The sequence below is a fragment of the Streptomyces sp. NPDC002133 genome (assembly GCF_040296405.1).
Classification (GTDB): Bacteria; Actinomycetota; Actinomycetes; order Streptomycetales; family Streptomycetaceae; genus Streptomyces.
In genome coordinates, this window is record NZ_JBEOXF010000046.1 from 1 (window position 1) to 26174 (window position 26174).

General features: G+C 69.5%; 29 protein-coding genes, 1 tRNA gene and 2 pseudogenes. 23 read left to right on the top strand and 9 right to left on the bottom strand.

Features of this window, described 5'->3' with window-relative positions; all coding sequences use genetic code 11:
- Positions 1–253: 253 nt before the first annotated feature.
- The 5 genes and pseudogenes from ABT078_RS31025 to ABT078_RS31045 all read left to right on the top strand — a co-directional run.
- Positions 254–397, top strand: a pseudogene (locus tag ABT078_RS31025) (UTRA domain-containing protein); the annotation flags it as partial.
- A gap of 45 nt (positions 398–442) precedes the next feature.
- Positions 443–586, top strand: a pseudogene (locus ABT078_RS31030) (site-specific integrase); the annotation flags it as partial.
- 1160 nt (positions 587–1746) lie between these two features.
- Complete coding sequence (locus ABT078_RS31035) at positions 1747–2022, top strand: hypothetical protein (protein WP_351233575.1); 276 nt, start codon at positions 1747–1749, stop codon at positions 2020–2022.
- Between the two features lie 284 nt (positions 2023–2306).
- Positions 2307–2459 (top strand): hypothetical protein, encoded by a 153-nt coding sequence (locus tag ABT078_RS31040; RefSeq protein ID WP_351233577.1) that lies wholly within the window; start codon positions 2307–2309, stop codon positions 2457–2459.
- A gap of 213 nt (positions 2460–2672) precedes the next feature.
- The gene (locus ABT078_RS31045) at positions 2673–3098 is read left to right on the top strand and encodes a hypothetical protein (RefSeq protein WP_351233579.1); all 426 of its coding nucleotides are present in this window, start codon (positions 2673–2675) and stop codon (positions 3096–3098) included.
- Positions 3099–3319: 221 nt separating this feature from the next.
- On the opposite strand, the gene ABT078_RS31050 is transcribed toward ABT078_RS31045, so the two are convergent.
- The 4 genes from ABT078_RS31050 to ABT078_RS31065 all read right to left on the bottom strand — a co-directional run bounded on the left by ABT078_RS31050 (position 3320) and on the right by ABT078_RS31065 (position 6082).
- Positions 3320–3694, bottom strand: a complete 375-nt coding sequence (locus ABT078_RS31050; RefSeq protein ID WP_351233581.1) for a DUF6193 family natural product biosynthesis protein — start codon at positions 3692–3694, stop codon at positions 3320–3322.
- Between the two features lie 226 nt (positions 3695–3920).
- Entirely contained in the window at positions 3921–4205 is a 285-nt protein-coding gene (locus ABT078_RS31055; protein WP_351233583.1) for a hypothetical protein, read from the bottom strand.
- A 420-nt stretch (positions 4206–4625) separates the two neighbouring features.
- Entirely contained in the window at positions 4626–5294 is a 669-nt protein-coding gene (locus ABT078_RS31060) for a YdcF family protein (protein ID WP_351233585.1), read from the bottom strand.
- Positions 5291–6082, bottom strand: a complete 792-nt coding sequence (locus tag ABT078_RS31065) for a GntR family transcriptional regulator (RefSeq protein ID WP_351233587.1) — start codon at positions 6080–6082, stop codon at positions 5291–5293. Before ABT078_RS31065 ends, ABT078_RS31060 begins: the two co-directional genes overlap by 4 nt.
- Positions 6083–6238: 156 nt before the next feature.
- Between ABT078_RS31065 and ABT078_RS31070 the strand changes: the two genes are divergently transcribed.
- The 11 genes from ABT078_RS31070 (at position 6239) to ABT078_RS31120 (ending at position 12755) form a co-directional block, all read left to right on the top strand.
- Positions 6239–6565: an SCO3933 family regulatory protein gene (locus tag ABT078_RS31070; RefSeq protein WP_351233589.1), complete on the top strand. Its 327-nt coding sequence runs from the start codon at positions 6239–6241 to the stop codon at positions 6563–6565.
- A gap of 5 nt (positions 6566–6570) precedes the next feature.
- On the top strand, positions 6571–7926 hold the full coding sequence (locus tag ABT078_RS31075) for an FtsK/SpoIIIE domain-containing protein (RefSeq protein WP_351233591.1): 1356 nt from the start codon (positions 6571–6573) through the stop codon (positions 7924–7926).
- Between the two features lie 143 nt (positions 7927–8069).
- Complete coding sequence (locus ABT078_RS31080; RefSeq protein ID WP_351233688.1) at positions 8070–8741, top strand: DUF2637 domain-containing protein; 672 nt, start codon at positions 8070–8072, stop codon at positions 8739–8741.
- Positions 8741–8923 (top strand): hypothetical protein, encoded by a 183-nt coding sequence (locus tag ABT078_RS31085; protein ID WP_351233593.1) that lies wholly within the window; start codon positions 8741–8743, stop codon positions 8921–8923. The genes ABT078_RS31080 and ABT078_RS31085 overlap by 1 nt, the downstream gene beginning before the upstream one ends.
- A gap of 5 nt (positions 8924–8928) precedes the next feature.
- Positions 8929–9120 carry a mobile element transfer protein gene (locus ABT078_RS31090; RefSeq protein ID WP_351233595.1) on the top strand — a complete coding sequence of 64 codons (192 nt, stop codon included), beginning with the start codon at positions 8929–8931 and terminating at the stop codon, positions 9118–9120.
- 19 nt (positions 9121–9139) lie between these two features.
- Positions 9140–9334: a hypothetical protein gene (locus tag ABT078_RS31095; RefSeq protein WP_266374132.1), complete on the top strand. Its 195-nt coding sequence runs from the start codon at positions 9140–9142 to the stop codon at positions 9332–9334.
- Between the two features lie 24 nt (positions 9335–9358).
- Positions 9359–9700, top strand: coding sequence for a SpdD-like protein (locus tag ABT078_RS31100; RefSeq protein ID WP_351233597.1), 342 nt, complete (start codon positions 9359–9361; stop codon positions 9698–9700).
- A gap of 94 nt (positions 9701–9794) precedes the next feature.
- Complete coding sequence (locus ABT078_RS31105) at positions 9795–9998, top strand: hypothetical protein (RefSeq protein WP_351233599.1); 204 nt, start codon at positions 9795–9797, stop codon at positions 9996–9998.
- A gap of 137 nt (positions 9999–10135) precedes the next feature.
- Positions 10136–11419 carry a replication initiator gene (locus ABT078_RS31110; protein ID WP_351233690.1) on the top strand — a complete coding sequence of 428 codons (1284 nt, stop codon included), beginning with the start codon at positions 10136–10138 and terminating at the stop codon, positions 11417–11419.
- Positions 11416–11628, top strand: coding sequence for an excisionase family DNA-binding protein (locus tag ABT078_RS31115; protein ID WP_351233601.1), 213 nt, complete (start codon positions 11416–11418; stop codon positions 11626–11628). The genes ABT078_RS31110 and ABT078_RS31115 overlap by 4 nt, the downstream gene beginning before the upstream one ends.
- Positions 11628–12755: a tyrosine-type recombinase/integrase gene (locus ABT078_RS31120; RefSeq protein ID WP_351233603.1), complete on the top strand. Its 1128-nt coding sequence runs from the start codon at positions 11628–11630 to the stop codon at positions 12753–12755. The genes ABT078_RS31115 and ABT078_RS31120 overlap by 1 nt, the downstream gene beginning before the upstream one ends.
- Before the next feature lie 89 nt (positions 12756–12844).
- On the opposite strand, the gene ABT078_RS31125 is transcribed toward ABT078_RS31120, so the two are convergent.
- Together ABT078_RS31125 and ABT078_RS31130 are read right to left on the bottom strand one after the other, a co-directional pair.
- Positions 12845–12917 (bottom strand) — tRNA-Arg (locus tag ABT078_RS31125).
- A gap of 859 nt (positions 12918–13776) precedes the next feature.
- Positions 13777–14448, bottom strand: a complete 672-nt coding sequence (locus tag ABT078_RS31130; RefSeq protein WP_351233604.1) for a DUF3152 domain-containing protein — start codon at positions 14446–14448, stop codon at positions 13777–13779.
- A gap of 450 nt (positions 14449–14898) precedes the next feature.
- Between ABT078_RS31130 and ABT078_RS31135 the strand changes: the two genes are divergently transcribed.
- The 4 genes from ABT078_RS31135 to ABT078_RS31150 all read left to right on the top strand — a co-directional run bounded on the left by ABT078_RS31135 (position 14899) and on the right by ABT078_RS31150 (position 19945).
- A complete protein-coding gene (locus tag ABT078_RS31135; protein WP_351233606.1) occupies positions 14899–15588 on the top strand; it encodes a response regulator in 690 nt (229 codons plus the stop codon).
- A 98-nt stretch (positions 15589–15686) separates the two neighbouring features.
- A complete protein-coding gene (locus ABT078_RS31140; protein ID WP_351233692.1) occupies positions 15687–17195 on the top strand; it encodes an ATP-binding protein in 1509 nt (502 codons plus the stop codon).
- An 11-nt stretch (positions 17196–17206) separates the two neighbouring features.
- Positions 17207–17782 carry a hypothetical protein gene (locus ABT078_RS31145; protein ID WP_351233608.1) on the top strand — a complete coding sequence of 192 codons (576 nt, stop codon included), beginning with the start codon at positions 17207–17209 and terminating at the stop codon, positions 17780–17782.
- Positions 17783–18271: 489 nt separating this feature from the next.
- Positions 18272–19945, top strand: a complete 1674-nt coding sequence (locus ABT078_RS31150) for a class I adenylate-forming enzyme family protein (protein ID WP_351233610.1) — start codon at positions 18272–18274, stop codon at positions 19943–19945.
- 42 nt (positions 19946–19987) lie between these two features.
- Here ABT078_RS31150 and ABT078_RS31155 read toward each other — a convergent pair whose 3' ends face one another.
- Positions 19988–21256: a M6 family metalloprotease domain-containing protein gene (locus ABT078_RS31155; protein ID WP_351233612.1), complete on the bottom strand. Its 1269-nt coding sequence runs from the start codon at positions 21254–21256 to the stop codon at positions 19988–19990.
- 309 nt (positions 21257–21565) lie between these two features.
- Between ABT078_RS31155 and ABT078_RS31160 the strand changes: the two genes are divergently transcribed.
- Positions 21566–22246 carry a TetR/AcrR family transcriptional regulator gene (locus ABT078_RS31160; RefSeq protein ID WP_502981399.1) on the top strand — a complete coding sequence of 227 codons (681 nt, stop codon included), beginning with the start codon at positions 21566–21568 and terminating at the stop codon, positions 22244–22246.
- A gap of 190 nt (positions 22247–22436) precedes the next feature.
- Positions 22437–23987, top strand: a complete 1551-nt coding sequence (locus tag ABT078_RS31165) for an MFS transporter (RefSeq protein WP_351233616.1) — start codon at positions 22437–22439, stop codon at positions 23985–23987.
- A gap of 195 nt (positions 23988–24182) precedes the next feature.
- On the opposite strand, the gene ABT078_RS31170 is transcribed toward ABT078_RS31165, so the two are convergent.
- A complete protein-coding gene (locus tag ABT078_RS31170) occupies positions 24183–24689 on the bottom strand; it encodes a MarR family winged helix-turn-helix transcriptional regulator (RefSeq protein ID WP_351233618.1) in 507 nt (168 codons plus the stop codon).
- Positions 24690–24826: 137 nt separating this feature from the next.
- Here ABT078_RS31170 and ABT078_RS31175 point away from each other — a divergent pair, with 137 nt between their 5' ends.
- Positions 24827–25594, top strand: coding sequence for a dioxygenase family protein (locus tag ABT078_RS31175; RefSeq protein ID WP_351233694.1), 768 nt, complete (start codon positions 24827–24829; stop codon positions 25592–25594).
- Here the strand turns inward: ABT078_RS31175 and ABT078_RS31180 are convergent.
- Positions 25591–26166 (bottom strand): GNAT family N-acetyltransferase, encoded by a 576-nt coding sequence (locus ABT078_RS31180; RefSeq protein ID WP_351233620.1) that lies wholly within the window; start codon positions 26164–26166, stop codon positions 25591–25593. The genes ABT078_RS31175 and ABT078_RS31180 overlap by 4 nt on opposite strands.
- Positions 26167–26174: the final 8 nt, after the last annotated feature.

The window sequence follows — 26174 nt, forward strand, 5'->3', positions numbered from 1 at the left end:
CTGCCGAGTCACACGAGACAAGCTGCCATCAGCCACACCCGGCCCTCCCGGGCCGCCTAACAACTTACGGAGCTGCCATGGGGCGAGAGATCATGACCCATCCGCTGGCCGCGAATCGGGCTGGCTCCTCGCCTGCCCGCAATAGCCCGATCTGGGGCCGTGATCTTCGAGGCTCACCCCATGGTGGCGCGTAACGCCGTGGAGCCGACCGCCCCAGCCCCAGCGGGGTTTACCCGTCAAGCCCATAGAGTGCGAACTCGCCTTGAGTCCCGGTGCCCCGGTCGTTCACCTCGTGCGCGAGGCGGTGACCGAAGCGGGCCGAGTGGTCGAGGTCTGCGACAGCCTCGTGGCCGCTGACCAGTTCGTCTTCCAGTGCAGGATTCTTGCGATCGACTGACGCTCGCTCAATTCCACCCAACCCGCCACAACTTCTTCGTCTCGGTACCTCATGTCCATGCCGGGTGCGAAGCGGCTTGAATCCCTCGGCGTTGCTGACGTCAGGCGCCTCCTCGTCCAGTTGGAGAACAGGGCGGCGGCGGCCACCGCCAAGGAGTCGCATCGCGTCTTGCGGACGGCTCTCACCGCAGAATCAACCCTCTGAACTGGCCCTTAGCGTTGTGCCCCCGGCAGATTCGAACCTGCGACACCCGCTTTAGGAGTTCGATCGCGCGGCCGATCTTGCCTGCGGAGCGTGCTCGGACTGGCGGGTGAGTGGCCGTCCGCGTACGTCCGCTCCCGCCGCTGTCCGCCGTCGTTGATGTCAGCGGTGGATGTCAGTACGCGAAGGGCATGACCCGGGACAACCGCCACGCTCAGGCGGGCCGTGCTCCCGGAGCTGCCCGGTGATCCACTTGTCACGAATTCTCGGTGAAGCGGACGGACCAGGCGTAACCGCTCAAACCATCGTGCGGGACCCGCCGGACTTCTCTGACTTGGCAGCCGTCGTGGGCATACTTCCGGGCGAACCGGTCGAGGCGTTGCGCGTCGGTGAGATCCTCCATGGACAGCGGTGCTCCGACGACGAGGTCTTCGTGAAGGACTGTGCTCGTCGCGGCACCGTCCGAGCAGGCCGAGCAATGATGCGTTTTGGGTAGGGCCATACAGACAGTGTCCTTCATGCCCCGCGTTCACAGCGCAAATGACGGCGCTGCGGCTCGCCCCCGCGCCAAGGGGTAATGCTGGCGGCCTTGCGAGAGGCGATCAGCCGTATGGACCGGCTGCTCAAGCGGCGGCCCGGCCGCGAGTGACCATCGCCGTTGATGGCAGACCTGGAGGATTCGAGCCTGCAACAGCCGCTTTAGGAGCGAGGTGGGGCGACTTGTGGTCTGACCTGCGGCACGCCGACATCGACGGACACGGGCGCGGGCACCGTCGGCGACCGCAGTTCCCCGTGGCTCCCCGCTCCATCTGGCGCGGTTGTGGCACGGTCATCCAGAGTCATTACGGCCGCTGTCGGTTGCTGTCGCTGCTGTACGGAGGGGGGTGCGCCTCATCATCACCAGAGCCACCAGTGGGGTAAGTGCCCTTGATCTGCCGTGGTGGTGCTTGTCGCGGTTGCTGGTCCAGGGCGGGGGAGCCACGTAGGTGGCCGGGACTTACCAACCGGTCGGGCACGCGTTCAGCTGCACGGGTTGACGCAGTCCAGGCCATGATCCTATTGTCCGCCTTGCGCGTGGTTGCAGCCGTCGGCAATCAAAGTCGACCGGATTCTGATTAATGCCGAAATCTGAGTAAGTGAGGGTAGTCGTGGGGGTGCTGCTCTCGTACCTGGTCCTTTTCCTTATTCAATTCGGCTTGATGGCGCTGCAGATTGTCGGCGCGTTCCTGCTCATGTTGAGTGCCGCTCTGTTTATCCGGCGCTTCGCTGTTGCGCGCAAGCGTCGATCCGGTGGCCACTTCCCGAAAGCGACGCCAGTGGCACCATATGTGCTTGGCGGCATTGGCATTTGCTTGCTGGTTCCTGCTTCGGCAGCGCTCTTCATCGGGAAGGAGTTGGGCATTTTTGAAACCTGGGCGATATAGGCCGAAACCGTTGTGGTCTGCGGGGGCATCGTCGGCCTGTCGAGGCTGGTAGCGGTCGGCTGCGGGCGCGGTGGTTGCTGCACTTGCCGCTGTACATCACCAGTTTGGAAGACGCCGTATGCAGATGGCGGCTGACCTAGCAACTCCCTGACCTGGGCCGGAGCGCGATCGGCGCCGCTGTTCCCCGTGAGTCCCCGCTGCGTCCCGCCGGACCGGGCACGGGGGCACAGCCCACCCTCTGCTTTTCAGCTGTGTTTGGGCTTGCGTGAGCCTGATTACGCGGGGTGTGGGAGACCTTGGTCGGCCGTGGTTGTGCGCTGCTGTTGGCGTACGGGTCGGCGTACGCCAACAGCGGCCCCGACTCGCCGCGCACGGTGAGGCTGCTCGGCGCGCGGGGCGCGCGCTGCCAGTCGACGCTCTCCAGCAGCACGAGCTGACCCGAGCGCCCCGCGCGCTTTCCGGGCGAGCGCATTTCGGTGCCGGGCCGCCGGCGTCAGGGTTCGGTCGCCGTCGGTGACGCCTCGAGCAGCTTCGATCGGATCACCCGAATGGCGGTTGTGGAGCATGCTTGTGGGTGCGCTTGAACACGTAGCGTGCTCCGATCGTTTCGGCGGGGGGCCCTGTTCTGTTCGTCGAAAGGCTGGAATCCCATGTCGATGTCGACCGACCGCATGGCGGCGCTCTCGGAGAAGGCGCACGAAGCGCAGGAGAAGGTACAGCACGCGATCTCCGAGGACAGGAAACAACTGTCGGACTCGGTCACCAAGGCCAAGCAGGACTCGATACAGAGAGCGGACAAGCTCCAGCGCGAGGTGGCGGCGAAGAAGGCCGAGGCCTCCGCCTCGCTGGCGGATGTGGGCACCAAGTGGCAGGAGCACGTCCAGTCCGTGAAGTCCCACATCGAGGAGCGCAAGGCCGAACTCGACATGAAGCGTGCCGATCGCTTGGCGGACGATGCGGAGTCCTACGCGTTGGACGCGATCAGCTTTGCCTCCGCCGCGATCGAGGAGGCCGAGTACGCCACGCTTGACGCGGTGCTGGCCCGTTCGGATGCCGACGCCAAACACACGAGGTGATCTGGAACATCAAGACGCCCGCTCCGAGAAGCCTCGGGGCGGGCGTTTTCCCTTTTCAGGGGCGGTGGCTGGGGCCGGGGTCGAACCGGCGACCTTCCGCTTTTCAGGCGAGTTGATCGGACGGCATGGGACACGATTCGTGCCGACAACCATCAAGGCTGACACCCCGTGACTTACCGCTGCGTACCGTGGCGTTCGCTGTCGTTGCCGTCAGGCTGCCGTCAGTTGCTGCCCGACTCGCTTGCCAAGGCATCGCGCGTCAGACGAACTGCCAGGGCAACAGCCTCGACGGGATCCTTGGTCTCAAACAGGACGTGGCCAGGCCACGGGGGGTAAGCGATCACCACGTATTCGTCGCCGCGAGCAGCGATCCTGGGAAAGGGCTCGTAGCGGTCCCGCATGTCGTCGAACTCCGACACGTACAGCTGGTGCATAGCGAGCCACGGATACATCGACCGGAACAGCTCATCGCGGGCTGCCGCCTGTACCGCGGGCCACAGGGCCTCGGCCCAGGAGTCCTGATGCGGTGGCCCGCAGAGAGTAAGCATTTCTGCCCAGGCGTCGTCATGACTGCGGCTTGGCCGCGCACCGTTCATGTGGCGACCGTCGTTCGCGACCTGCGGCGTGTCAACACCCGCGAGGCCAAGGCCGCCGCCCGGGTCCTGGAGCACTAGTTTGGAAGACCACGTATGCGGATGCCTGCTGAGCTGGGAGGTCGCTGACCTGCGGGGAAGTGGCTGCGTCGCCCTGGTTCCCCGTGGTTCCCCGCTCGTCTCCCTCTGATCGGGCACGCAGGGGGCACGAGCGGCTGTCTGTGCGCCGCTACGGCGACGTAGCGCGCTTCCTGAGTCGGGAGAATCGTCGCCAGGCCACCAACAAGCTGATCAAGAGCAGAGCTGATCCCGCGATGGGCCAGCCTACGGATCCACCGTCGCGGTAGGTCTCGATACCTACGGACAGCACCAGTGCACCGACCATTGGGCCGCCCACCAGGTCGAGGAAGATGCCCACCTGCCTCGGGACCTTTGGGAGGAGGATGTCTATCCGCGCCGCGATTTTTGTGAGGAGGATGTCCATCCGCCCCGCGATCTTTGCAAGGTTGACCACGGCTTGATCGTGACAGGTGGCCCCCCTCGCTGCCAAGGGCGAGATCCTCGCCACGACCTCCGCCTTGGACGCGCGGTCGGCGGAAGGACTTTGGCCGGGAGCTGCTTTGGCGCGAGTGATCATGGCCCCGTAAGCTTCCGGCGCGTCGGGCAGTCTGTGGACCTGCCCGGTAAAGCACGACGTTGGGGCCATGATCTTCGAGGCTCGCGCCAAAGTGGCTGGCTAAAGTCGTGGAGCCGACCGCCCTAGCCACAGCGAGGGCTGCCGTCTCGCGCATCTGGCGTTGCTCGCTTCAGCCGCGCGGCCGGCGTAGCCGGGCCCGGAGCGGGGCGAAGACTGGAGCGTCGGGCCCGGCGGCGAGCCGGGGCCGCGCGCGGCGAGCGGAGCGAGCCGCCTTGAACCCGTAGAGAAGGTTTCTACTCACTCCGCCTGAGTGGCATCAGGGATGAGGCGGCTTGTGAACCCCTGGGCACGCAAGCGCTCGTAGGCATCCTGGATGTCTTGAGGGACTTCCTGACGGATCATGAAGCCCTGGGCGGGGTAGATCAGGAGGCGCTGAAGCGCTCCGACCAGCATCTCGACGACAAGGCGGGCGTCACCGATCGCCTCGACGTAGTCGGCCAGGGTCATGGGCGTCGACGCACTGACGAACTCGACGTCCGGCCATAGCTTGCGCGCCGTGGCGTAGGCCCGACGCTCCTCGTACGGCTTGCTCACCAGCAACACCGACGACACCGGTACGCCTCGCTCTTCCAACAATGCGCGTGCGAAGCGGATGTTCTCCCCGGTGTTTCGCGCTTGCGGTTCCACGAGGATGGCGTCGCTGGGAACCCCCAGCTCGATGGCGCGTTCACGGTAGTGCTCGGCCTCCCCGCGGGGCATCCGGTCCCGGGTCGTGCGGCTCGTGGCTCCGGTGAAGACGATCAGGGGGGCCATCCCTTGGCGGTACAGCTCGGCGGTCGCGTCGGCGACGCCCAGGTCGTGACTGCCCAGACCGATGGCGACGGAGCACGGCTGCGGGCTGTGCCCCATGAGCTGGTAGTCCCAGAGGAGTTGCGCGTCCTTCATGACCGCGTCCGGCAGGTTCATGCGCCGTCCTTCGACTGCGCCGAGTCCGGGACCTTGAAGTCGTACTCCCACGCGAACCGCGAGGCTGCGTGAACGCCGACGGCGAACTCGACCACGGTCCCGTCCGCCGTGTATGTGGTCCGGTGGAGCTCCATGACGGGTTCCCCTGCCGGCAGTTGGAGGAGCTTGACTTCTTCGGCAGTCGGGACGCGCGCGAACAGGGACTCCTTCATGTGGTCGATCTCGTATCCCGCGTCGTACAGCACCTTGTACCCCCCGCCCTTGCCGGCCGGTCCCGGAGTCGGGTCCACGAGCCGCGTCCCCTCCACATGCTCCGGTCGGTAGTAGCTGGTCAGGGTGTGCGTGGGCTGTTCGCCCTCCCTGACCAGGCGGGCGCGGGCGTAGACCTCGGAGTCTGGTTCCACCCCCAGTTTCTCGGCGATCAAGGGCGACGCGGTGACGCGGCCGACCGTCTGGGTCTGCTCGTTGCGGCGGTAGGCACGGCCGGATGCCACTCGGTCCGCGATGAACGCGACTTCGTCCCCGTCGCGCCACTTCGCCTTGTCGTAGCGAGCGATGCCGAGCCGCTTCAGCGGGGTCTGCTCGCGCACGACCGTGCCGTGCCCTCGGGAAGAGGTGACGAGTCCTTCGGCCTCTAGGGCCTTATAGGCGGCATGCACAGTGGACTTGGAGCCCTCGCCAGCCTCCACAAGGTCGCGGATGTGCGGAAGCTGCTGGCCAGGCGCGTACTCACCACTCCTGATCCGCTCAGCCAGCCTGTCCGCAAGCTCACGCCACTTCGGTGCCATGCAGCCCTCCTCATCGACAGGTCAAGTCAAGCACAGTCCTAGGACAATGACAGTCCTGGGACTGCGCGTCATAGTTCTCGCGAGGCATTCGTAGTCCTAGGACAGCGACGAGCGTCTGTCCCTCGTGTGCCCGTAGGCCCGAACCCAGGAGTGGCAATGCCGTCCTTCAAGATCGACACTTCGACTGCTGTCGTGTTCGTCGCCGTCGAGCCGCAGCTGAAGGTCATCAACAAGCAGACCGGCGAGATCGCTGTCGGCCGTGAGTCGGGCGCGAAGATGATGACGGTCGGCCTGACCGTCGCCGATGAGGGTGAGGCGAACCTCTACAACGTCTCGGTCCCGGAGACGGGTGTGCCGGAGGGGGTCGCACTCGGTATGCCGGTGAAGGTCGTTGGCCTGAAGGCGCGGGACTGGGAGCGGGACGGCCGGCACGGCATCGCGTTCCGTGCGGTCGCGCTGGTCGCCCCGTCGGCCAAGGGCTGAGCACCGTGTCGACGGACACACTCGCCGTCTTAGCCCTGGTGGCGGTCGTCGCGGCTCTGGTGCTGCGGCGGCTGCGCCCGGCCTGGTACTGGCTGAGCATCGGCGTCACCCTTGCCGTGGTCCGGGTGGTGGTTCGGTACGCCTCGGTCATGGACGCGTGCGGGCTGACCGTGCCGCCGTCGAGGCTGCGGCTCACCCTCGCCCGGCTCGCCAACCGCCCGGCGCCTGAGTCGCGGCCTCCGCGGATCCTGCGGATCCGGCCGACTCGTACCGGGCTGGTGCTGCGGGTGAAACTGCGGCCCGGTCAGGACGCGTTCGACTTCGCGGCCTCCACGGACCGGCTGCGGCACTCGTTCGCCATGCACGGCATCACCTCCCGCGAGATCAAGTCGGGTGTGGTCGAGCTGCGCATGACCGGCTATGACGTGCTCCAGCGGGTCCAGATGCCCGCGAAAGTGCAGCGCGACGGGCTACGGGTTCCGGTCGCGCTGCGGGAAGACGGAGCAGTCCACTACCGCCACTATCTGGAGGTGCCGCACTCGCTGAACCTCGGCGCGACCAAGTCGGGAAAGTCGGTCTATCAGCGCCACTTGGTCAAGGAACTCGCCTCGCAGCACGTGGCACTGGTCGGGATCGACTGCAAGCAGGGGGTGGAACTCGCTCCGCTGGCGCGCCGGTTCTCTGCGCTGGCCGACAATCCCGATGATGCGGCTGATCTGCTGGATGCTCTGGTTGAGCGGATGGCCGACACCTATCAGGTGATCCGGCGCGAGCAGAGGATCAGCGCGGACACCCCGGATGCGGAGATCACCGCCGACATCTGGGGCCTGCCCGAGGACCTGCGGCCGGTGCCCGTCGTCCTCCTTGTCGACGAGGTCGCCGAGCTGGCCCTGTTCTCCAACACGGCGGAGAAGAAGCGCCGCGAGCGGATCGTCACCGCCCTGGTCCGCCTCGTCCAGCTCGGCCGCGCCGCCGGCATCTACGTGGAGATCTGCGGGCAGCGCTTCGGCGCCGAACTCGGGGACGGCATCACCATGCTCCGTGCCCAGCTGACCGGCCGTATCTCGCACCGGGTCAACGATGAAGCCTCCGCCAAGATGGCGTTTGGCGACATCTCCCCTGACGCGGTGCTGGCAACGACACAGATCCCGGTCGAGCGGCCCGGCATGGCTGTGGCTGGTGACTCCTCGGGCGGCTGGGTCCGCATCCGTACGCCATTCACGACGATGCGGCAGGCCGTGAACGCCTGCACCGTGCACGCCCACCGAACTCCGGTGCTGGAGGGCCTGGAGCCCTTCCGGCCGATGCTGCGAGACCTGGCCCCGGTCGAGATCCCGGCCCCGGCTCCTGTCACGGCCTGACCTGCTCCCCTCTCGGTCGGCGTGACCGCTTCGCGCCACGTCCCTACCCCCGCCATGCCTGAAACGGCTCCGCCGGGGCTCAGCGACCGGCCAATACGCCTCGCCCGGCCCCGGCCTAACTTTCAAGGAGGTGAAGACCCGTGATCCGCAAGGTCCGCCTGGACGCCGTACTCGTGCAAGCCGTGATTGCTGGAGCGCTGTCCTTCGCCCACCTGCACGACATCGCCCAGGCTGCCGGACAGGACGGCTGGAAGGCATGGGCCTACCCCGTCTCGGTCGATCTGCTGCTCGTCGCGGCCTGGCGCCGCCTGCGCATCCTGCGGGCACAGGGTGAACCGGCCCGGGCCGCGTGGACCTGGTTCGCCGTCGCCCTGGCCGCCTCGCTAGGCGCCAACGTAGCGACCGCGGGCCTGCTCGACCTGGGCGACGTGCCCTACTGGCTGCGCATCCTCGTCGCCGGGTGGCCCGCGCTGGCCTTCCTCGGCGGCACCCTGCTCGTCCACACACCCACCGGCCACAACGCCGACGCGGAGCCCGAGCCGCTGCCGGTGGTCGAGCCGGTGACCGTGCCGGCCGAACCCGATCCCGCCCCGGATGCGGTCGAGCCCGTGGAGCCGGTTCCGGCACTGCCCGCCGCCCCGCCGCCGGTGGACGTGCCGCCCGCCCTCGTCGACCACGCCCGCAAGCTCGCCGACGCCCACCGCACCGCGACCGGCACCCCGATCGATGCCGCCACCCTGCGCGACCGCCTCGGCCTGCCCGGCCCCATGGCGGACCAACTCGCCGCCCACCTCGCCTCAAGGGACCGCCACTGATGCCCGGACACGAACCGACACGAGACGAATACCTGTCGGCAGCCCGCGAAATGGCCAGCACCGGTCGCCCCACCCTGGCCCGGCTGCTCGCTGAAGAGGCCGCGGACCGTGCCACCGACCCGGCCGACGCCGCCCGCATCCTCGCCGAGTTCCCCGGCCCGAGCCTGCGAGCGGAGGACTGATCTCCATGCCCGCCCGTGACTTCTTCCACTCCGTGATGCGGATCGGCCCCGTGCAGATCGGCACCCACCGCGACCGGAACGGACGCACCAAACACGCCGCCGTCTGCACCCGCGACGACTGCGGCTGGTCCGCCGACTTCTCCACCCAGACCGCCGCCCAGCTCGCCGCCCGCACCCACCGCTGCCGCGCCAACTGACCCGAGGGAGCCACCCGTCGTGAACGTCGAACTTCCCCTGATCGTCCTGGTCGCCATCTTCGGCTACTTCGGGATCAAGCTCATGCGCCCGCCGACCTGGCTCATCGTCGTGCTCCTCCTCGGCGGCTTCCTCCTCGCCGACACCTTCCTCGCCCCCGCCATCGAATCCGGCACCCGGACCGGCGTCGACGCAGTCAACGGCACCACCAAGTAACCAACCCAGAAAGGAGAACCCATCATGCTCCGCCCGCGCATCCCGACCATGCCGACCCCGACCGGCATCGTCACCCCGCTCACCCACCGCCCGGCCACGGGCCCGGTCGTCCAGCACCAGCACGCCACCGCATGCACCTGCCAGCACACCCCCACGGCCGTTCCGGCTCCAGCGGCGTCCTCGGCGCCTGCGATCCGGCTCACCCCGACCGGCCTTCTGGTCGCCGTCGGCGGCGGTGCCGCGGTCGTCCTCGTCGTCGGCGCGGTTCTGGTCTCGCTCCTGCTCGCCGTCGCCATCACGGCCGCGTCCGTCGCCGTCTGCGCAGTCGTCCTGCGCTCCCTGCTCAACGACTCGCGCCAACGCTGACCGGCCCTCCGGGCGGCCCTGAAACCGCCAAGTCTCCGCCGCCCGGACAGGCCAGCCCCTACCCGACCTCAATCAACCGGAAGGACCCACCATCATGCCCCAGCACCGCCCTGCCCCGGCCCGCATCTGCCCGTCCTGCGACGGCTTCGCCTCCGCCGCCGTCACCCTCGGCGGCCGCGACCGCCACGGCCACCGCCGCACCATCACCGCCCACTGCCGCACCTGCCACGGCACCGGCACCACCCCGCCCCTGCGCCACCTCCTCGACGCCGCCGCCGACGCCGCATTCACCCGCTGATCTCCCGTCGGGGTACCGACCGCCTTCCGCCGGCCGGTGCCCCTTCTTCCTCTCCCCTCTGGAAGGAGGACTCCGCCTTGCCTGCGACCGCGCCGCCCCCGCTGCGTGACCTCGCCTTCCTCGCCTCGCTCGGCACCATGCCCGGACTCATGCGACAGCTCCGGGGCCTCGGCGGCTGCACCACCCCGATCCGCCTCGACGGCCACCGCACCGACGTCCACGCCACGACCGGCGAGATCCTGCACCACCTCACCGCCAGCGACCTGCCCGCCGGGAACCTCCTGGTCCGCTGCAACAACCGCCGCACCACCCGCTGCCCGGCCTGCGCCGAGACCTACCGCCGCGACACCTACCAACTCATCACCGCCGGGCTCCGCGGCGGCAAAGGCACCCTCGAGCGCGTGGCCACCCACCCCCGGGTGTTCGCCACCTTCACCGCCCCCAGCTTCGGTCCCGTCCACAACCGCCCCGCCAAGGGCCGCTGCCGCTGCGGCACCCAGCACGCCGAAGACGCCCCGGAACTGGGCACCCCGCTCGACCCCGAGACGTACGACTACGAAGCCGCCGTGCTGTGGAACGCGCACGCCTCCAAGATCTGGGCCCGCTTCTCCATCTACCTGCGCCGCGAAGTCGCCAAGCGCGCCGGACTCACCCAACGCGCCTTCGCCGACCACGCCCGCGTCTCCTTCGCCAAGGTCGCCGAGTACCAGCGCCGCGGCGCCATCCACTTCCACGCCGTGATTCGCCTCGACGGCCCCGACGGCGGCGACACCCCGCCCCCGGCCTGGGCCACCGCTGAACTCCTCACCGACGCCATCCGCGCCGCCGCCAAGGCCGCCGACGTGCCCGGCCCGGTCGTCGACGGACGCGCCCACACGTTCGCCTTCGGCACCCAGCTCGACATTCGCCCCATCCGCTCCGCCGACTTCGACGGCGGCACCGAACTCACTGAACGCGCCGTCGCCGCCTACATCGCCAAGTACGCCACCAAGGGCGCCGAAACCGCGACCGGCACCCTCGACCGCCCGATCAAGTTCCTCGCCGAACTCGGCCGCAAGTCCATCCCCGAACACGCCCGCCGACTCATTCGCACGGCCTGGGCCCTCGGCGCCCGCAAGGACCTGGAAGACCTCCGGCTCCGCGCATGGGCCCACATGCTCGGCTTCCGCGGCCACTTCTCCACCAAGACCCGCCGGTACTCCACCACCCTCGGCGCCTTACGCACCGCCCGCGCCGAATGGCGCCGCCTCCAAGCCGCCATCGCCCACGGCGACCACGCCGTGCCGGCCGAACCCGCCGACGACGACACCACCCTCGTCCTCGCGCACTGGGCCTTCGCCGGAACCGGCCTCACCCGCGGCGAGGGATGGCTCGCCGCCTCACTCGCCCCCGACACCACGGAAGGAGACATCGCCGCATGACCGACCGACTGCTCACCGTGGAACAGGTCGCCCGGCTCCTCGGCACCAGCGTCCGGTTCCCTCGACGACTGATTGAGGAACGGCGCATCACCTTCGTGAAAGTCGGCCGACACGTTCGCATCCCCGAGAGCGCCGTTACCGCCTTCGTCACGGCCAACACCATCGAGCCGGTGACGGTCCGGCGTGCCACTCTGCGGAGGGTCGCCTGATGGCCAACAAGAAGGGCAACCGCCGGCGCTTCGGCTCGGTCCGGCAACTCAAGTCGGGCCGCTGGCAGGCGCGGTATCGCGACCCCACCACAGGGCAACTGCGTACCGCTGAGCAGACCTACGCCAGCAAGACGGATGCCGAGGTGGGGCTGACGCATATCGAAGCGGACATCTCGCGCGGGCAGTGGGACGACCCGGACAAGGGCGCCGTCGCGTTCGGCGAGTACGCGGATGCATGGCTGAGGGATCGCAAGCTGGCAGATCGGAGCCGCGAGCGAAACGAAGCCGTGATCCGGCTGCACATCAAGCCGACGTTCGGCGCCGGCACTCTGGCCGACGTGACCACGTCCCGGGTCCGGGCCTGGCGCGGCAGCCTGCTCGCTGCCGGGGTGGGGGAGCCGACCGTGGTCAAGGCGTATCAGATCCTCCGGGCCATGATGAGCACGGCGGTGGACGACGAGCTGATCCGCCGGAACCCGTGCCGGGTCAAGGGAGCCGACCGATACGACGTTCCCGAACGGCCGGTGCTGACCGTCCCCGAGGTGTACGCCGTGGCCGAAGCCATCGCGCCCCGGTACCGCCTCCTCGTTTTGCTGGCGGCCTTCACCACCCTCCGGTTCGGCGAGCTGGCATCGCTGCGCCGTCGGGACGTCGACCTCATGGGACGCGTGGTCCTGGTCCAGCGGGCCCAAGCGGAGATGCAGGACGGCAGACTCTTCGACAAGGCTCCGAAGTCCGCGGCCGGTGTCCGTCCCGTCGCCTTCCCCGACGAGCTCCTGGCCGACGTGACCGAACACCTGGAGCGCTACGCAGGTGCCGGCCGAGACGGCCACGTCTTCCTCGGGCCCCAGGGTGGCCGACTCCGACGCAGCAACTTCCGCGACGACTGGACCAACGCGCGCACGAAAGCGGGCATCGCGGCTGACGTCCACTTCCATGATCTGAGGCACACAGGGAACACCTTGGTCGCCGCCGGGGCGAGCACCCGGGAGCTGATGACCCGCATGGGGCACAGCACCGCGCGGGCCGCGCTGATCTATCAGCACATGACCAACGACCGGGACCGGGCCATCGCCGATCGGCTGGGAGCGATGATCCGAAAGAGCAACGGGGGAGCGGAGTCCTAGCGGGCATCTGGCACGTGTGTGGCACGACCGCGATCATGCGGAAGGGCCAGTTCGAGAGGATCAACCCTCTGAACTGGCCCTTAGCGTTGTGCCCCCGGCAGGATTCGAACCTGCGACACCCGCTTTAGGAGAGCGGTGCTCTATCCCCTGAGCTACGAAGGCGGGGATGTGTGGGCAAAGGTGTTGGAAATCCGCCCATACCAGACGAATCTCGACCCCTGAGGGCCCCAGACATCCACAGGGCGCCCCACCGGAGTGGTGCACCGCGCACAGTCTAGCGGTTGCGGCAGCACGCCGAGGCGCAGCCATGCGCTGCCGTTGTGTGGCTACGCCGCCGTGTGCCGAGGCTCGTGCGTCGGCCGGCGGAGTGTCCTGTGCGGTGACGTGCGCCGACCAGCTGTGCGCCTGTACGGCGGGTGATACCGCGGGCCACGGAGTTGTTGGCCCAGGCGTATCCGATGCAGATGAGCAGAGCGCCATCGGCTCCGTACGCGGGGTTCCGGCGGAGGCGGTGTGTTTCATCCAGGGTGGAGAATCCGGATTCGCTGTCCTGGCGGAACCCGATGAGGCGTTCACCGGCCTCTGAGCCCGGCGGAATGATTCGAAGGCGCTCCGTCCTGTCAGACCTCATGCGCTTTGTTCCTGGATCCGGCGATCCATCTTTCCGAGTTTCGTCAACCGGAATCCTTTCCATGTGTGGACGGTTTCGGCAGGACATCTCAAGCATGTCGGCACCGTCGACTGTCTCGTGCTCCCAGATCCGCGAGGGCACCCACCCGAGGCGGACGAGGTGGGCATCGGTATCCGCGTCCCGCCGAAACGCTGGGCTCGAGCTTCTCCCGCCACCACTCCCCGTTGTGCACCGGAGCGTGCAGGTGCTGGGACACGGGTGCCAGAAGCAACCCAACTGCTTGGGCCGGCTGCTCACCCGGTGGCGGCGGCTCACCCGACACCGTTGCCACTGCTGGCAGCCCGTTCAAGCTGCCTTCCGCAACCGCCGGGAGGGCCGGTCGTCGCCGGTTCACTGCACGCGCGGCCCGGTGACGAGGTCACCGTTCTCGTCGTAGGGCCAGGCGTTGGCGATGCATCCGTGCAGGCCCTTGATCTGCTGCATCATCACGGGGGCCAGTCGGCCGGGGCCCGCGCAGGTCCTGTGCGTGTAGCCCAGGAAGTGCCCCATCTCGTGGTTGATGATCAGCGCCCGGTAGTCATGGATCGGACCGTCGAAGGTGGGCGAGCCCTTGACCCAGCGCTTGAGGTTCACCACCACCCCACCGGGGACCTCGCAGTTGTATTCGCCTTCGGTGTCCTGCTTGATGCCCGCCCAGCACACCGCGTCCGCCGTCCCCGGTGTCGCGATCGTCACCGTGAGGTCGTGGGGCTGTCCCGCGCTCACCAACTGGAACGCGTGGGCCGGGTTGTGGGTCCAGCCCCGGGGGGCGGCGAGTATGTCGGCGATCTCGTCCGCCGCTTGATCCGGCGAGATGTCGAGGCCGGTCTCGACCCTCACCACGTACCGCAGTGGACGCGGACCGTGACCGACCTTCGCGCCACTGGCCTGCGCGGTGACGAACGTGCCGGCGCCCGTCGAGGGGACGTCGATCTCGGTGGGCGTCGGGGTCGGGGTCGGGGTGGGCGTCGGAGTGGGAGTGGGAGTGGGCGTGGGCGTGGGGCTGGGGGTGGTGGGTGCCACGCTCCGCCGGTGCTGCGCACCGCTCGACGCGTCGCTTCGCCCACCGTCCAGGAAGAACGCAGCGGAGCCGAGCAGGCCCGCGGCCACCAGCGTGCCGACCAGGTACCTCCGGCCCCGGCGGGGCGGACGGCCCCGGCGGCGCGGACGGCCCCGGCGGTGCGAGGACCCGCGGGGCGCGGACTGGTGACGGCCACCGCCGTGGGAGGCCACGGCGCTGCCCGTGGGCGATGCGTATTCCCGCTGTGGTGCCGAATGCATGGCAACTCAAACTGGTTATCTCAGATGATGGCCATGAGTTCGAATAATCACGAACCGATAACGAGCGGCCGCTCGGTCGGTTCGACGGGGTTGCCCGCCCGGCGACCCGCCGATGTGACCCTTCTGTAACGGCTCCCGAGAGGGGCTCTTCCGCAGGCCGGCGACCGAACGCGATCTGCTTACACTGTCGAAGTGCCACGAGTCCTTATTGTCGAAGATGACCCAGATGTTCGTAAGGCCGTTCAGTTGGGGCTGCGACACCAGGGGCATGACGTCTTCGCTGCCGGAACGGGTGAAGAGGGATTGGAACAGCTCCACCCCTTCCATCCGGACGTCGTCGTACTCGACCTCATGTTGCCCGGCATGTCCGGCCTCGACGTATGCCGGCGGATCAGGGATCGCGACCAGGTGCCGATCATCATGGTGACCGCCAAGGGCGACGACATCGACGTGGTCGTGGGCCTGGAGGCCGGCGCGGACGACTACGTGGTCAAGCCCGTGCAGGCCCGGGTGCTCGACGCGCGAATACGGGCCGTACTGCGCAGGCAGGACGCGTCGGTCTCCGACGCCGTCCGGCCCAGGGCGGAGTCGCACGGCGAGCTGGTCATCGACCGGGCCGGGCTCGTGGTGACACACCGTGGTGAAACGGTCGCACTCGCGCCCTCCGAGCTTCGGCTGCTGCTGACCCTGTCGGCCTCTCCCGGACAGGTGTTCAGCCGCCAGCAGCTGCTGGAAGCGGTCTGGGAGCACAGCTACTACGGTGACATACGGCTCGTGGACGCCTGTGTGAAGCGATTGCGCGGCAAGCTCGGTGAGCTGGGCGGGGATCCCCGGTACATCCAGACCGTACGCGGCTTCGGTTACCGCTTCGGTTCGCCGTGAGCGGCCGCAGATCCGTAGGGACACGCAGACACGTACCCAAGCGCGAGGCCGTCGCAGCCGGGCAGGGCCCCAGGCCGGCGAGGTTTCATCGGGCGGTCCTGGCGAAGGTCCCGCTCCCGCTTCGGGGCCTGCGCCCCCGCCTGGTGGTGGCCTTCCTCCTGGTGGCCGTGGCCAGTGCCCTGAGCACCGGAGCCGTCGCCTTCCGGGAGGCGCGCACCGGGGTGCTGCAGCAGAGCCAGGACTCCGTCATCCGGCAGTTCCGGACCAGCGTCGACGCCGCGGGCGTCCGCGTTCCCACGGTGCCGAGCGACGCGCACGCGCAGAAAGTCCTGCAGAAAGCGGTGCAGCAGGTACTTCGCGCCAACCAGTCACAAGGATGGCGCGTACTGGCCACGTACGGCAGCGTCCGCGCCTACGCGCCGAGTGCCGACTTCGACAAGCTCAGCCCGGAACTGCGCCGGTCCGTGGACACCAAACGCGCCGCTGTGTTCCAGCGGGTGAACGACGACGGGCATCCCTACCTCGTCGTCGGAATGCCGGTCACGTACAACAGCGGTGAAGGCAAGGAGTCCAGGCTCTCGGGGATGGTGATGTACCTGGTGGTGCCGCAGAACACCGAACAGGCCTATGTCGAAGCGATGGTCAACGCCATCAAGCAGGCCACCCTGGTGGCACTGGGCCTCGCCGTCGTCCTGGCGCTGCTGGCCGCGAGCGGCGTACTCCGTCCCGTACGGGCGTTGCGCCGTGCGACACGTCGCATGGCCGAGGGGCACCTCGACGTCCGGCTGGCCGTGAACGGTTCCGACGAACTGGCCGACCTCTCGCGGTCCTTCAACCACACGGCGGCAGCCCTGGAGCTTTCGGTCGCGGAGTTGCGCCGCCTGGAGGCCCAGGCGCGCCGCTTCGTCGCGGACGTCTCCCACGAACTGCGGACGCCGCTGGCGGCGATGTCAGCGGTGACCGACGTGCTGGACGCGAACGCGCTGCACTTGAACCGGGATACAGGCGAGGCGGTGCGGCTCGTCAGTGAGGGAACCAGTCGGCTGAGCGTGCTGGTGAACGACCTGATGGAGATCTCCCGCTTCGACGCGGGCGCGGCCGAACTCAGCCTGGACGAGATCGACCTGGCCGAGTTCGTACAGCACACCCTCGCCGCTCGGGGGTGGCAGACCCACGTGGAGACCCGACTGCCCCGACCGGGCGTGCTCCGGACGCGCGTGGACCCGCGCCGGCTCGACGTGGTGATGGCCAATCTGGTCGGCAACGCGCTGCGGCACGGGGCGCCGCCGGTGCGGCTGACCATGGGCGTGAGAGAGGAGCGAGCGGACGTGGCGTGGGCCGTCATCGAAGTGACCGACAACGGACCGGGCATCGCCGAGGAAGCCATGCCGCACATCTTCGAGCGCTTCTACAAGGCGAGTACCACACGGACCAGAAGCGAGAGCAGCGGACTGGGCCTGGCCATCACGGCGGAGAACGTGCACCTGCACGGAGGACGCATCAGCGCCGCCAACCTTCCCGGGGGCGGAGCGGCGTTCACGGTCGAACTCCCCCTGCAGCGCGACATCACAGCCGCCGACCACGACTCCACCTCGGGTGCCCGGTGAAGGGCTCGCGCGTGACGGCGCTGCTGGCGGGGCTCGCGGCCGCGCTCACGCTGACGGCGTGCGGAGTACCCCCGTCCGACGTCATCGAGGCCGGCGAACCGGCGAGCGGCATGTTCTCCCCCAGTCCGAAGCCCTCGGTGCCGGTCGTCGTCTCCCTCTATTTCCTGGACGGCGGTGATCTGACGGCCTATCCCCGCACGATCGGCGATCCTACGGACCTCGGTACCGTCGTGGGCCGGCTGTTCGACGGACCGACGACAAGCGAGGCCGTGACGGCCACCACGGAGCTGCCCCGCCTGACGGATACACCGGACGTGACGGCCGACAGCGGCAACGGCGTCTCCATCAAGCTCCCCCATGATGTCGCTCCCCTCAGCCATCCGGCCATGCTGCAGTTGGCGTGCACGGTGGCTCACGTGAGCGGGTCGTTCGTCGCACTGCCCGCGGAAGCGCATCGGGACGGCGCCCTTGCGGCTCCTCCCGGCAAAGCACAACGGTCCCCCGCACACACGAGCGTCCATGTGCTCGGGGACGGATGGACGATGACGCAGTCGGCGGACTCGTGTCCCGACGCTCCGCAGCCGTAGGAGGAGCCCGGGCACTGCCCCGGTACTGGCAGAGATCATTGTTCGACTGGTCCGTATCCGTCCCTCGTGCTCTCGGATCCGTCCCGGTTCGTAGTGGTCGTCTCGGGCGATGAGCCCGTGAGCAGTCGAGCGATGCAGACGGGGCACGGGATTCTGCGCCGCAGCTTTGGGGGCGTCGCACGTCATCAGGCCCGGGCTGCGACGACGGAATTTCCCTCGGATCCCACGAAGGCGGGACAGGGCGGCGCGCCCGTCGAGCGTTGCGCACCGCGCACAGCCCGGCGGGTGACGTTCCGGACGTTCCGGCGGTCGGTGGGTTGATCCAGTTGCGTGGCACCCTCCGAGGCACATGGCACCCTCACCCTCCGAGGAGATCTTGACGTGGTCCCGCGCCGCGCATAGCGTCGCAGGGAACTGAGCGGGCGCTTAGCCCCGCGCACGACAGTGCGACGGCGCAGACAGCGTCACCGCACGACAGGAGGGCGACCCGTGCCGCACCCCCGTTCCGCCTCCTCCGCCCTCAGCGCGCTCACCGCGCCCGGTGCCCCCTTTGCCACAGTCGACGGGGTGTACGTGTCCGGGCCGCGGACGCTGCGGGAGTTCGTCGAGGCCACCTGGGCGTTCGGGGAGCGGCCGTTCCTCGTGGGGGAGAGCGGGACGTACACGTACGGGGAGTTCTTCGCGGCCGCGTCCGCGCTCGCGCGGCGGTTCACCGAGGAGTACGGGCTGCGGCCCGGCGACCGGGCCGTGGTCGGGATGCGCAACCACCCCGAGTGGCAGATCGCCTTCTGGGCCACGCAGCTGGCCGGCCTGGTGGCCGTGCCGCTGAACGCCTGGTGGACCGCGGAGGAGTTCGCGTACGCGCTCGACGACTGCGAGCCCCGCGTCCTGCTCGTCGACGGGGAGCGGCTGGAGAGGGTCGGGGCGTGGGCGCGCGGGCGGGTGCCCGTGGTCGTGTTCCACCATGACGGGCCCGTGGGCGACGGCGTCGTACGGTACGAGGACCTGCCCGAGGCCCACCCGGACCCCGCCGCCGCGCCGCCCGACGTCGACGTACGCCCCGAGGACGACGCCACCATCATCTACACGTCGGGCACCACGGGCCGGCCCAAGGGCGCCGTCGCCACCCATCTCGCCCAGGCAGGGGCCGCGATGAACCCCCGGTACACCGCCGCCGCCTCCGCACTCGCACGGGGCGTGATCCCGGGGCAGGGGCCCGCGCCCGTCTGCCTGATGACCTTTCCGTTCTTCCATGTGGCGGCCTTCACGACGGTGTACTCGGTGATGGCCGTCGGCGGGACGCTCGTCCTCATGCGGAAGTGGGACGCGGACGAGGCGCTCGCGCTGATCGAGAAGCACGGGGTCACGCACTACTCCGGGGTGCCCACCACCGCGCTCCAGTTGCTCGGTGCCGCCGAGCGGCAAGGGGCGGCCCTGGAGACCCTCACGCATCTCAACACCGGCGGTGCCGCCGCCCCGCCGGATCTCGTCGGGCGGCTCACGGCCCGGTACGGGCAGCGGATCGAGCCCCGCAACGGCTACGGTCTGACGGAGACGAGCGGAGGCGTGACGGCGAACTTCGGCGTCGAGTGCCGGGAGTTCCCGGACAGTGTCGGGCGCCCGACCCCGGCCACCGAGGTCCGGATCGCCGGGCCGGCCGGCGAGGTGCTCCCGGAGGGCGAGGTCGGCGAGCTCTGGCTCCGCGGGCAGTCGCTGGTGCGCGGGTACTGGCGCGACCCCGAGGCCACGGCGGCCGCGTTCACGGAGGACGGCTGGTTCCGGACCGGCGACCTCGCGACCGAACGGGACGGCGGCCGGATCTCGATCGTCGACCGCGTCAAGGACGTCGTCATCCGTGGCGGGGAGAACGTGTACTGCGTCGAGGTGGAGGCCGTCCTGCACGGCCATCCGGACGTCGCCGACGCGGCCGTCCTCGGCGTGCCGCACCCCGTCCTCGGCGAGGAGGTCGCGACGGTGGTCCAGCTGCGGCCCGGCGCCGCCGTCACCCCCGACGAGCTGCGGGCGCATGTCGCGAAGAGCCTCGCGGCCTTCAAGGTGCCGGCCCATGTCGTCGTACGGGACGAGCCGCTGCCCCGCAATCCCACCGGGAAGATCCTCAAGCGGGAGCTCAGGGGTCCGCTGGAGGAGCAGGTCAGGTGCTAGCAGCGGCAGGCCGGGGCCGAGCCGGACCGGGGCTCAGGAGGCTCAGGTACGCGTGACACGCACGCGATAGGTCCCCTCCAGGCTTTCCGACAGCACCGTGATCTGGATCCCGTGGCGCCCGTCCGTGAACGACTCTCCCGGCCGGTACGGCGCGTCCGAGAGCTCGGCGTGCACATTGGGCCGCCGCGTGCAGCCGCCGCTGTCCTGGTCGCTGTCGGAGACGCGCACCGGCCCCTGCCCGGTGTCGATGTCCGTCTCGACGCGGTAGACGAGGACCCCCGGCTCGCAGACCGCCTCGTCGTTCCCCTCCCGGGTGCGGACCTCCACGGCGTAACCGGCGTCCGTGCCGGTCGGCACGACGACGAGCTTGCGGCCGCCCGTGGTGGCGAGCGGCGTGAGGTCGTACTCGGCCGCCCCACTCGCCGAGACGCAGCCGACCTGGTCGTTGTCGAGCCAGCCGAGCTTCCACTTGTGCCAGCCCAGCAGATCGTTGTTGGCGCCCCAGTCCTCGGACATGATGTCCCAGTGGCCGACGGCGCCGCCGCCCTCCGAGGTGTAGAGGTCGGGCAGGCCGAAGACATGGCCGTTCTCGTGCGGGAGCACCCGGAAGCCGGTCTCGTCGTACGTCCCGGACCCGTCGTCCTGGCGGCTGTAGACGAACGAGGTGTTGGCGAGCGGCACACCGTCCGCGTGCGGCGCCTCGTTGTTCCCGGAGAACGTCACGGACAGGACGGTGTCCAGCGCGGACGGGCCGGCGTTCGGCGTGACGAGGACGTTGACCAGGTCGTACGCGCTGAAGTCCACGTGCGGGTCGGCCGTGGTCACCAAGTCCTGCACCAGCTGCCGATAGCCCGGCTCGTACGGCGCGCCGCGCTCTATCCCGTACGCCGCGAAGGGCAGCGGCATCCGCAGCCAGTCCGGCAGCGGGGCCTCGGGGCGGTAGAGGAGGCGCCCGTACGAGCTGGTCGCGAACCACTGCTGGGTCTGCGGGAAGAACTCCTCGTAACGCTCGCGCGCCGTGCCCTCGCCCTCCGCGTCCGGGAAGTCGATCATGATGTTGAGGGCGCGGACCTCGCCCGTGGAGCGCACGTAACCGGTCGGGGTGGGCATGCCCTCGGACATCTGCACGCCGGGGGTGGTCGCGATACGGCACGGGCCGAGCGCCGATTCCTCGGCCGTTGCCACCGGGCCGGCCGAAGCCCGCGAAGGGCCCGGAAGCATGGAGCTCGCCGAGGTCAGGGCGGCAAGGGCAAGAGCGGCGACCGCGCCGAGGACGCCCTGTCTGCGTATCCGGTGGCGGGTCTGCTGCATGCGGTCGCCTTCGGGTCCGCGGCAGCCGGCCGGTCCTCGGCTGCGCTCCGTTTGATCAGCGTGATTCGGGCGCGGGGCGGGCGCTCGCCGGGTGAGCCGATCGTGGGACGCGCCGAGGAAAGGGGAGCCGGCGGGAGGGGGACAGGAACCCGAGGGCTGTGAGGCAGGTCACCCGAGATTTCCGGGGCGAGGCGAAATAACCGGGGACGGACTCCCCGTTTGCAGGAGGGTCCCCCCGAAACGGGGAGTCCGTCCCCGGATCTTGTCCGGCCGGGTCGGAGACCGCAACGTAGACCCATGATCGACGCCATGAGAGGGAGTGGAGCCGTGAGCCCCGCCACCGCCACCTCCACCGACACCGCAGGGCGCCGTGCCCAGCGGCCGCGCGCGGACGCGCTGCGCAACCGGGAGCGGATCGTGTCGGCGGCCCGCGAGATGTTCGTCGAGTTCGGCCCCGACGTGCCGCTCGACGAGGTCGCCCGCCGCGCCGGCGTCGGCAATGCCACCCTCTACCGGAACTTCGCCGACCGGGCCGCCCTCGTCCACGAGGTCGTCCTGGCCGTCCTGAGCCGAACCACGGACCGGGCGGAGGAAGCGGCCGCCGAGGAGGAGGACCCCTTCGCCGCCCTGAGCCGTTTCACCCACGCGGCCGCCGACGAGCGGATCGGCGCGCTGTGCCCGATCCTCTCCGGCGGCTTCGACAAGGACCATCCCGAACTCTGCGACGAGCGCGATCGGCTCGAAGAGGCCGTCCATGGCCTCGTCGACCGGGCCCAGACAGCGGGGCGGCTCCGCTCCGACATCGCCGTCGGAGACCTGTTGGTCGCGCTGACCCAGCTCACCCGGCCGCTGCCCGGCATCGCGTGCCCGGACATCGACCAGTACACCCATCGCCATCTGCAGTTGCTGCTGGACGGACTCGAGGCGCCCGCGCGCTCGGAGCTGCCCGGTACGGCCGCGACCCTGGAGGACCTGCGGCGCCATCCGTGACCAGCACGCCGTCATCCGCATACCCGACCCGTCATCCGCAGTCCGTGATCCGAAACCCGTAGTCCGCACTTCGCGATCCGACATCCGTAATCCGGAAGCACTTACGCCCGGTGCCCGACACCGACTCGTCCGCGCGCGCCGGTACCGACGACCGTTTTTCACGCTTACGCACCCCTAGGTGGCCACACCCATGTCAAAAACCGCCCAGACGCAGCTCCCGCTCTCCGCGGGTCCTGATCCGAGCCGCTGGAAGGCCCTGGTCTTCATAGCCCTGGCCCAGCTGATGGTCGTGCTCGACGCGACCATCGTGAACATCGCGCTGCCGTCCGCCCAGCAGGACCTGGGTATCTCGGACGGCAACCGGCAGTGGGTCATCACCGCCTACGCCCTCGCCTTCGGCGGACTGCTGCTCTTCGGCGGACGCATCGCCGACCTGTGGGGCCGCAAGCGCACCTTCGTCGTCGGTCTGCTCGGCTTCGCCGCCGCGTCCGCCGTCGGCGGCGCGGCCACGGGTGAGGCCATGCTGCTCGGTTCGCGCGCGCTCCAGGGCGCCTTCGGCGCGCTGCTCGCTCCGGCTGCGCTCTCGCTGCTCGCCGTGACGTTCACCGACGCCAAGGAGCGGGCGAAGGCCTTCGGCATCTTCGGCGCTATCGCCGGTGGCGGTGGCGCCGTCGGTCTGATCCTCGGTGGTTTCCTCACCGAGTACCTCGACTGGCGCTGGACGTTCTACGTCAACATCCCCTTTGCCGTCGTCGCGGCCGCGGGCGCGTACTTCGTGATCCGCGAGCCGGCCGGCGGCCGCAACCGCTCGCCGCTCGACATCCCCGGCGTCATCCTCTCCACCCTCGGCCTGGTGGCCCTGGTGTACGGATTCACGCGTGCCGAGGCGGACGGCTGGTCGGACTCCATGACCATCGGTCTCTTCGTCGCTTCGGCGGTCCTGCTCGCGGCCTTCGTGTTCACCGAGTCCAAGGTCCGCTCGCCGCTGCTGCCGCTGCGCGTCCTGACCGAGCGCAACCGCGGCGGTGTCTACCTCTCGCTGGGGCTCGCCATCATCGCGATGTTCGGCCTCTTCCTCTTCCTCACGTACTACCTGCAGGTCGTGAAGGGGTACTCGCCGGTCAAGACGGGCTTCGCCTTCCTCCCGATGATCGTGGGCATGATCACGGGCTCGACGCAGATCGGCGCCCGGCTGATGACCCGCGTCCCGCCCCGGCGGCTCATGGGGCCCGGCTTCCTGGTCGCCGCGACGGGCATGCTGCTGCTGACGCAGCTCGAGATCGGCTCGTCGTACGCCGGACTGATCCTGCCGGCGCAGCTGCTGCTCGGCCTCGGCATGGGTACGGCCTTCATGCCGGCCATGTCGCTGTCCACGCACGGCGTCGAGGCGCGGGACGCGGGCGTCGCCTCCGCGATGGTGAACACCTCGCAGCAGGTCGGCGGCGCGATCGGTACGGCCCTGCTGAACACGATCGCCGCCTCCGCGACCACCTCGTACATCGCCGCGCACGCGGCGGGCGCGACCGGCCCCCAGGCGCAGCAGACGCTGCAGATGCAGGGCCTGGTGCACGGCTACGCCAGCGCCATCTGGTGGGCCGTCGGCATCCTGGTGGCGGCTTCGGCCATCGCGTTCACCTTCATCAACAGCGGGCGGCCGGGGACCGGCGCGGTGGCGTCGTCCGCGGACGGCGCCGGTGAGGGTGCCGAGGACGAGGTGAGGGTCCCGGTCATCGCGCACTGAGCGCGCGGCCGGGGGCCGGGGCCGACGTCCAGGGCTTATGGCCAGGGCCGACGTTCAGGTCGGAGGTCGGTCGGAGGTCGGGCTGACGTCAGGCCGACGCCCAGGTCACTGTGCGGGGGAGCGGGGCTCCACCCGGATCCGGATCCACCGGACCCCGGGCGGAGCCCCGCTCCATGCGCCAGGAAGGGCGGCGGCTCAGCGCAGCCAGGGAAGGTCCGCGCCCGCGCAGTCCGGCTCGAGACTCTCGACCATGGTGCGGGTGATCTCGCCCAGCTGGCGCACCTGTTCCGGCGTGAGCCGGTCGAAGATCGCCTGCCGTACGGCGGTGACATGGCCCGGCGCCGCCTTCTGCAGGACCTCGTACCCCTTGTCCGTCAGGTACGCGTTCTGGCCCCGCTTGTCGGAGGGGCAGTCCTCGCGGTGCACCCAGCCGTTCTTCTCCAGGCGCGCGATCGCGTGTGAGAGCCGGGACCGGGTGATCTTGGCGTCCTTGGCCAGCTCGGTCATGCGCCGGCGGCGCCGCGGTGCCTCGGCGAGCTGGACGAGCAGGCCGTAATAGATGTGCGGCATCCCCGCGTCCCGCTGGAGCTGGCGGTCGAGAGTGTCCTCGAGGAGGGTGGTCGCCTGGAGGTACGAACGCCACACGCGCTGCTCCTCCGCGCTGAGCCAGCGGGAGTCGCCCGCGTCGTTCGCCGTAGTCATGCGTCCACTGTACGAGCCCGTCCTTGAAAGTTGAACAAGATGCGCCTAACCTGTCCCTCGGCATGAACTTGAATGTTCAAGAAGATTCGCTCGAGGCCCGGGAGGCTCCTGTGGGTGCGGACGTGTACGCGGAGCGGATGCCCGCCCTCTACCTCTCGCACGGCGCACCGCCTCTCGCCGACGACCCGGTATGGACCGGCCAGCTCGCCGCGTGGTCCGCGGATCTGCCGAGGCCCACGGCCATCCTGATGATCTCCGCCCACTGGGAGGAGGCCCCGCTCGCGCTCGGCGCGACCGAGCCCGTGCCGCTCGTGTACGACTTCTGGGGCTTCCCCGAGCACTACTACCGGGTGCGGTACGAGGCCCCGGGTGCGCCCGCGCTGGCCGAGTCCGTACGGAAGCTGCTGCGCGGCGCAGGTACGCCTGTCCAGGACATCCCGGACCGCGGTCTCGACCACGGCGCGTACGTCCCGCTCGTCGAGATGTTCCCCGGCGCGGATGTCCCCGTGCTGCAGGTCTCCATGCCGACGCTCGACCCGCAGCGGCTGCTGGAGATCGGACGCAGGCTCGCTCCGCTGCGCGACGAGGGCGTGCTGATCATCGGCAGCGGCTTCTTCACCCACAACCTGGCGGCGCTGCGGCAGGCGGGCGGCGGCATACCCGGCTGGTCCGCCGAGTTCGACGACTGGGGGCAGCGGGCGCTGGCCGCCGGCGACGTGGACGCCCTGCTGGACTTCGAGCACAAGGCGCCGGCGGGCAGGCTGGCCCATCCGCGGACCGAGCACTTCGCTCCGCTGTTCGTGACACTGGGAGCGGCGGACGCCTCCGGGGAACTGGACCGGGGGCGGAGCGTCATCGACGGGTTCTGGATGGGGCTGGCCAAGCGGTCGGTCCAGTTCGGTTAGGTCCGTGTCCGGTCGGTCCCTGTCCGGCGCTCGGGTGGCGCCGTGCCGGGTCGGCCCAGCTTCTTCTCGTACCAGGCCACGTCCCAGTAGCGGCCGAACTTTCGGCCCACCTCCGCGTACGTTCCGACGTGCCGGAAGCCGAAGCGCTCATGGAGCCCGATCGAGGCCTCGTTCGGAAGGGCGATGCCGGCATAGGCGCGGTGCAGGTCCTCGTCCGCGAGGGCGGCGAAGAGCGCGTCGTAGAGGAGTGTGCCGATGCCGCGGCCCACGGCGTCGGCCGCGAGATAGACGCTGACCTCGACGGATGTGGCGTACGCGGGCTTCGGGCGGAACGCGCTGCTGGTCGCGTAACCCAGAATTCGGTCAGAACGGACATCCCGAGCAACCAGAAGGCGGTGCGGGCCGTCTTCAGGGTGGGAGTGCAGCCACGGGCGGCGCTGCTCGGGCGTGAACGCGGCGGTGTCGAAGGTCACGGCCGTCTCGCGCACGTAGTGGTTGTAGAGCTCGGTGAGGGCCGGGAGATCGGCCTCCGAGCCCGCTCTGACCTGCACCTCTGTGTGCTTCGGCAGCATCCGTCCTC

Bases quoted from the DNA above. Each gene is read 5' to 3' on its own strand.
- ABT078_RS31045 (WP_351233579.1), top strand. From the start codon at position 2,673: ATGTCGATGTCGACCGACCGCATGGCGGCGCTCTCGGAGAAGGCGCAC.
- ABT078_RS31050 (WP_351233581.1), bottom strand. From the start codon at position 3,694: ATGAACGGTGCGCGGCCAAGCCGCAGTCATGACGACGCCTGGGCAGAA.
- ABT078_RS31060 (WP_351233585.1), bottom strand. From the start codon at position 5,294: ATGAACCTGCCGGACGCGGTCATGAAGGACGCGCAACTCCTCTGGGAC.
- ABT078_RS31065 (WP_351233587.1), bottom strand. From the start codon at position 6,082: ATGGCACCGAAGTGGCGTGAGCTTGCGGACAGGCTGGCTGAGCGGATC.
- ABT078_RS31070 (WP_351233589.1), top strand. From the start codon at position 6,239: ATGCCGTCCTTCAAGATCGACACTTCGACTGCTGTCGTGTTCGTCGCC.
- ABT078_RS31085 (WP_351233593.1), top strand. From the start codon at position 8,741: ATGCCCGGACACGAACCGACACGAGACGAATACCTGTCGGCAGCCCGC.
- ABT078_RS31090 (WP_351233595.1), top strand. From the start codon at position 8,929: ATGCCCGCCCGTGACTTCTTCCACTCCGTGATGCGGATCGGCCCCGTG.
- ABT078_RS31100 (WP_351233597.1), top strand. From the start codon at position 9,359: ATGCTCCGCCCGCGCATCCCGACCATGCCGACCCCGACCGGCATCGTC.
- ABT078_RS31105 (WP_351233599.1), top strand. From the start codon at position 9,795: ATGCCCCAGCACCGCCCTGCCCCGGCCCGCATCTGCCCGTCCTGCGAC.
- ABT078_RS31110 (WP_351233690.1), top strand. From the start codon at position 10,136: ATGCCCGGACTCATGCGACAGCTCCGGGGCCTCGGCGGCTGCACCACC.
- ABT078_RS31115 (WP_351233601.1), top strand. From the start codon at position 11,416: ATGACCGACCGACTGCTCACCGTGGAACAGGTCGCCCGGCTCCTCGGC.
- ABT078_RS31120 (WP_351233603.1), top strand. From the start codon at position 11,628: ATGGCCAACAAGAAGGGCAACCGCCGGCGCTTCGGCTCGGTCCGGCAA.
- ABT078_RS31155 (WP_351233612.1), bottom strand. From the start codon at position 21,256: ATGCAGCAGACCCGCCACCGGATACGCAGACAGGGCGTCCTCGGCGCG.
- ABT078_RS31160 (WP_502981399.1), top strand. From the start codon at position 21,566: ATGAGAGGGAGTGGAGCCGTGAGCCCCGCCACCGCCACCTCCACCGAC.
- ABT078_RS31165 (WP_351233616.1), top strand. From the start codon at position 22,437: ATGTCAAAAACCGCCCAGACGCAGCTCCCGCTCTCCGCGGGTCCTGAT.
- ABT078_RS31170 (WP_351233618.1), bottom strand. From the start codon at position 24,689: ATGACTACGGCGAACGACGCGGGCGACTCCCGCTGGCTCAGCGCGGAG.
- ABT078_RS31175 (WP_351233694.1), top strand. From the start codon at position 24,827: ATGCCCGCCCTCTACCTCTCGCACGGCGCACCGCCTCTCGCCGACGAC.
- ABT078_RS31180 (WP_351233620.1), bottom strand. From the start codon at position 26,166: ATGCTGCCGAAGCACACAGAGGTGCAGGTCAGAGCGGGCTCGGAGGCC.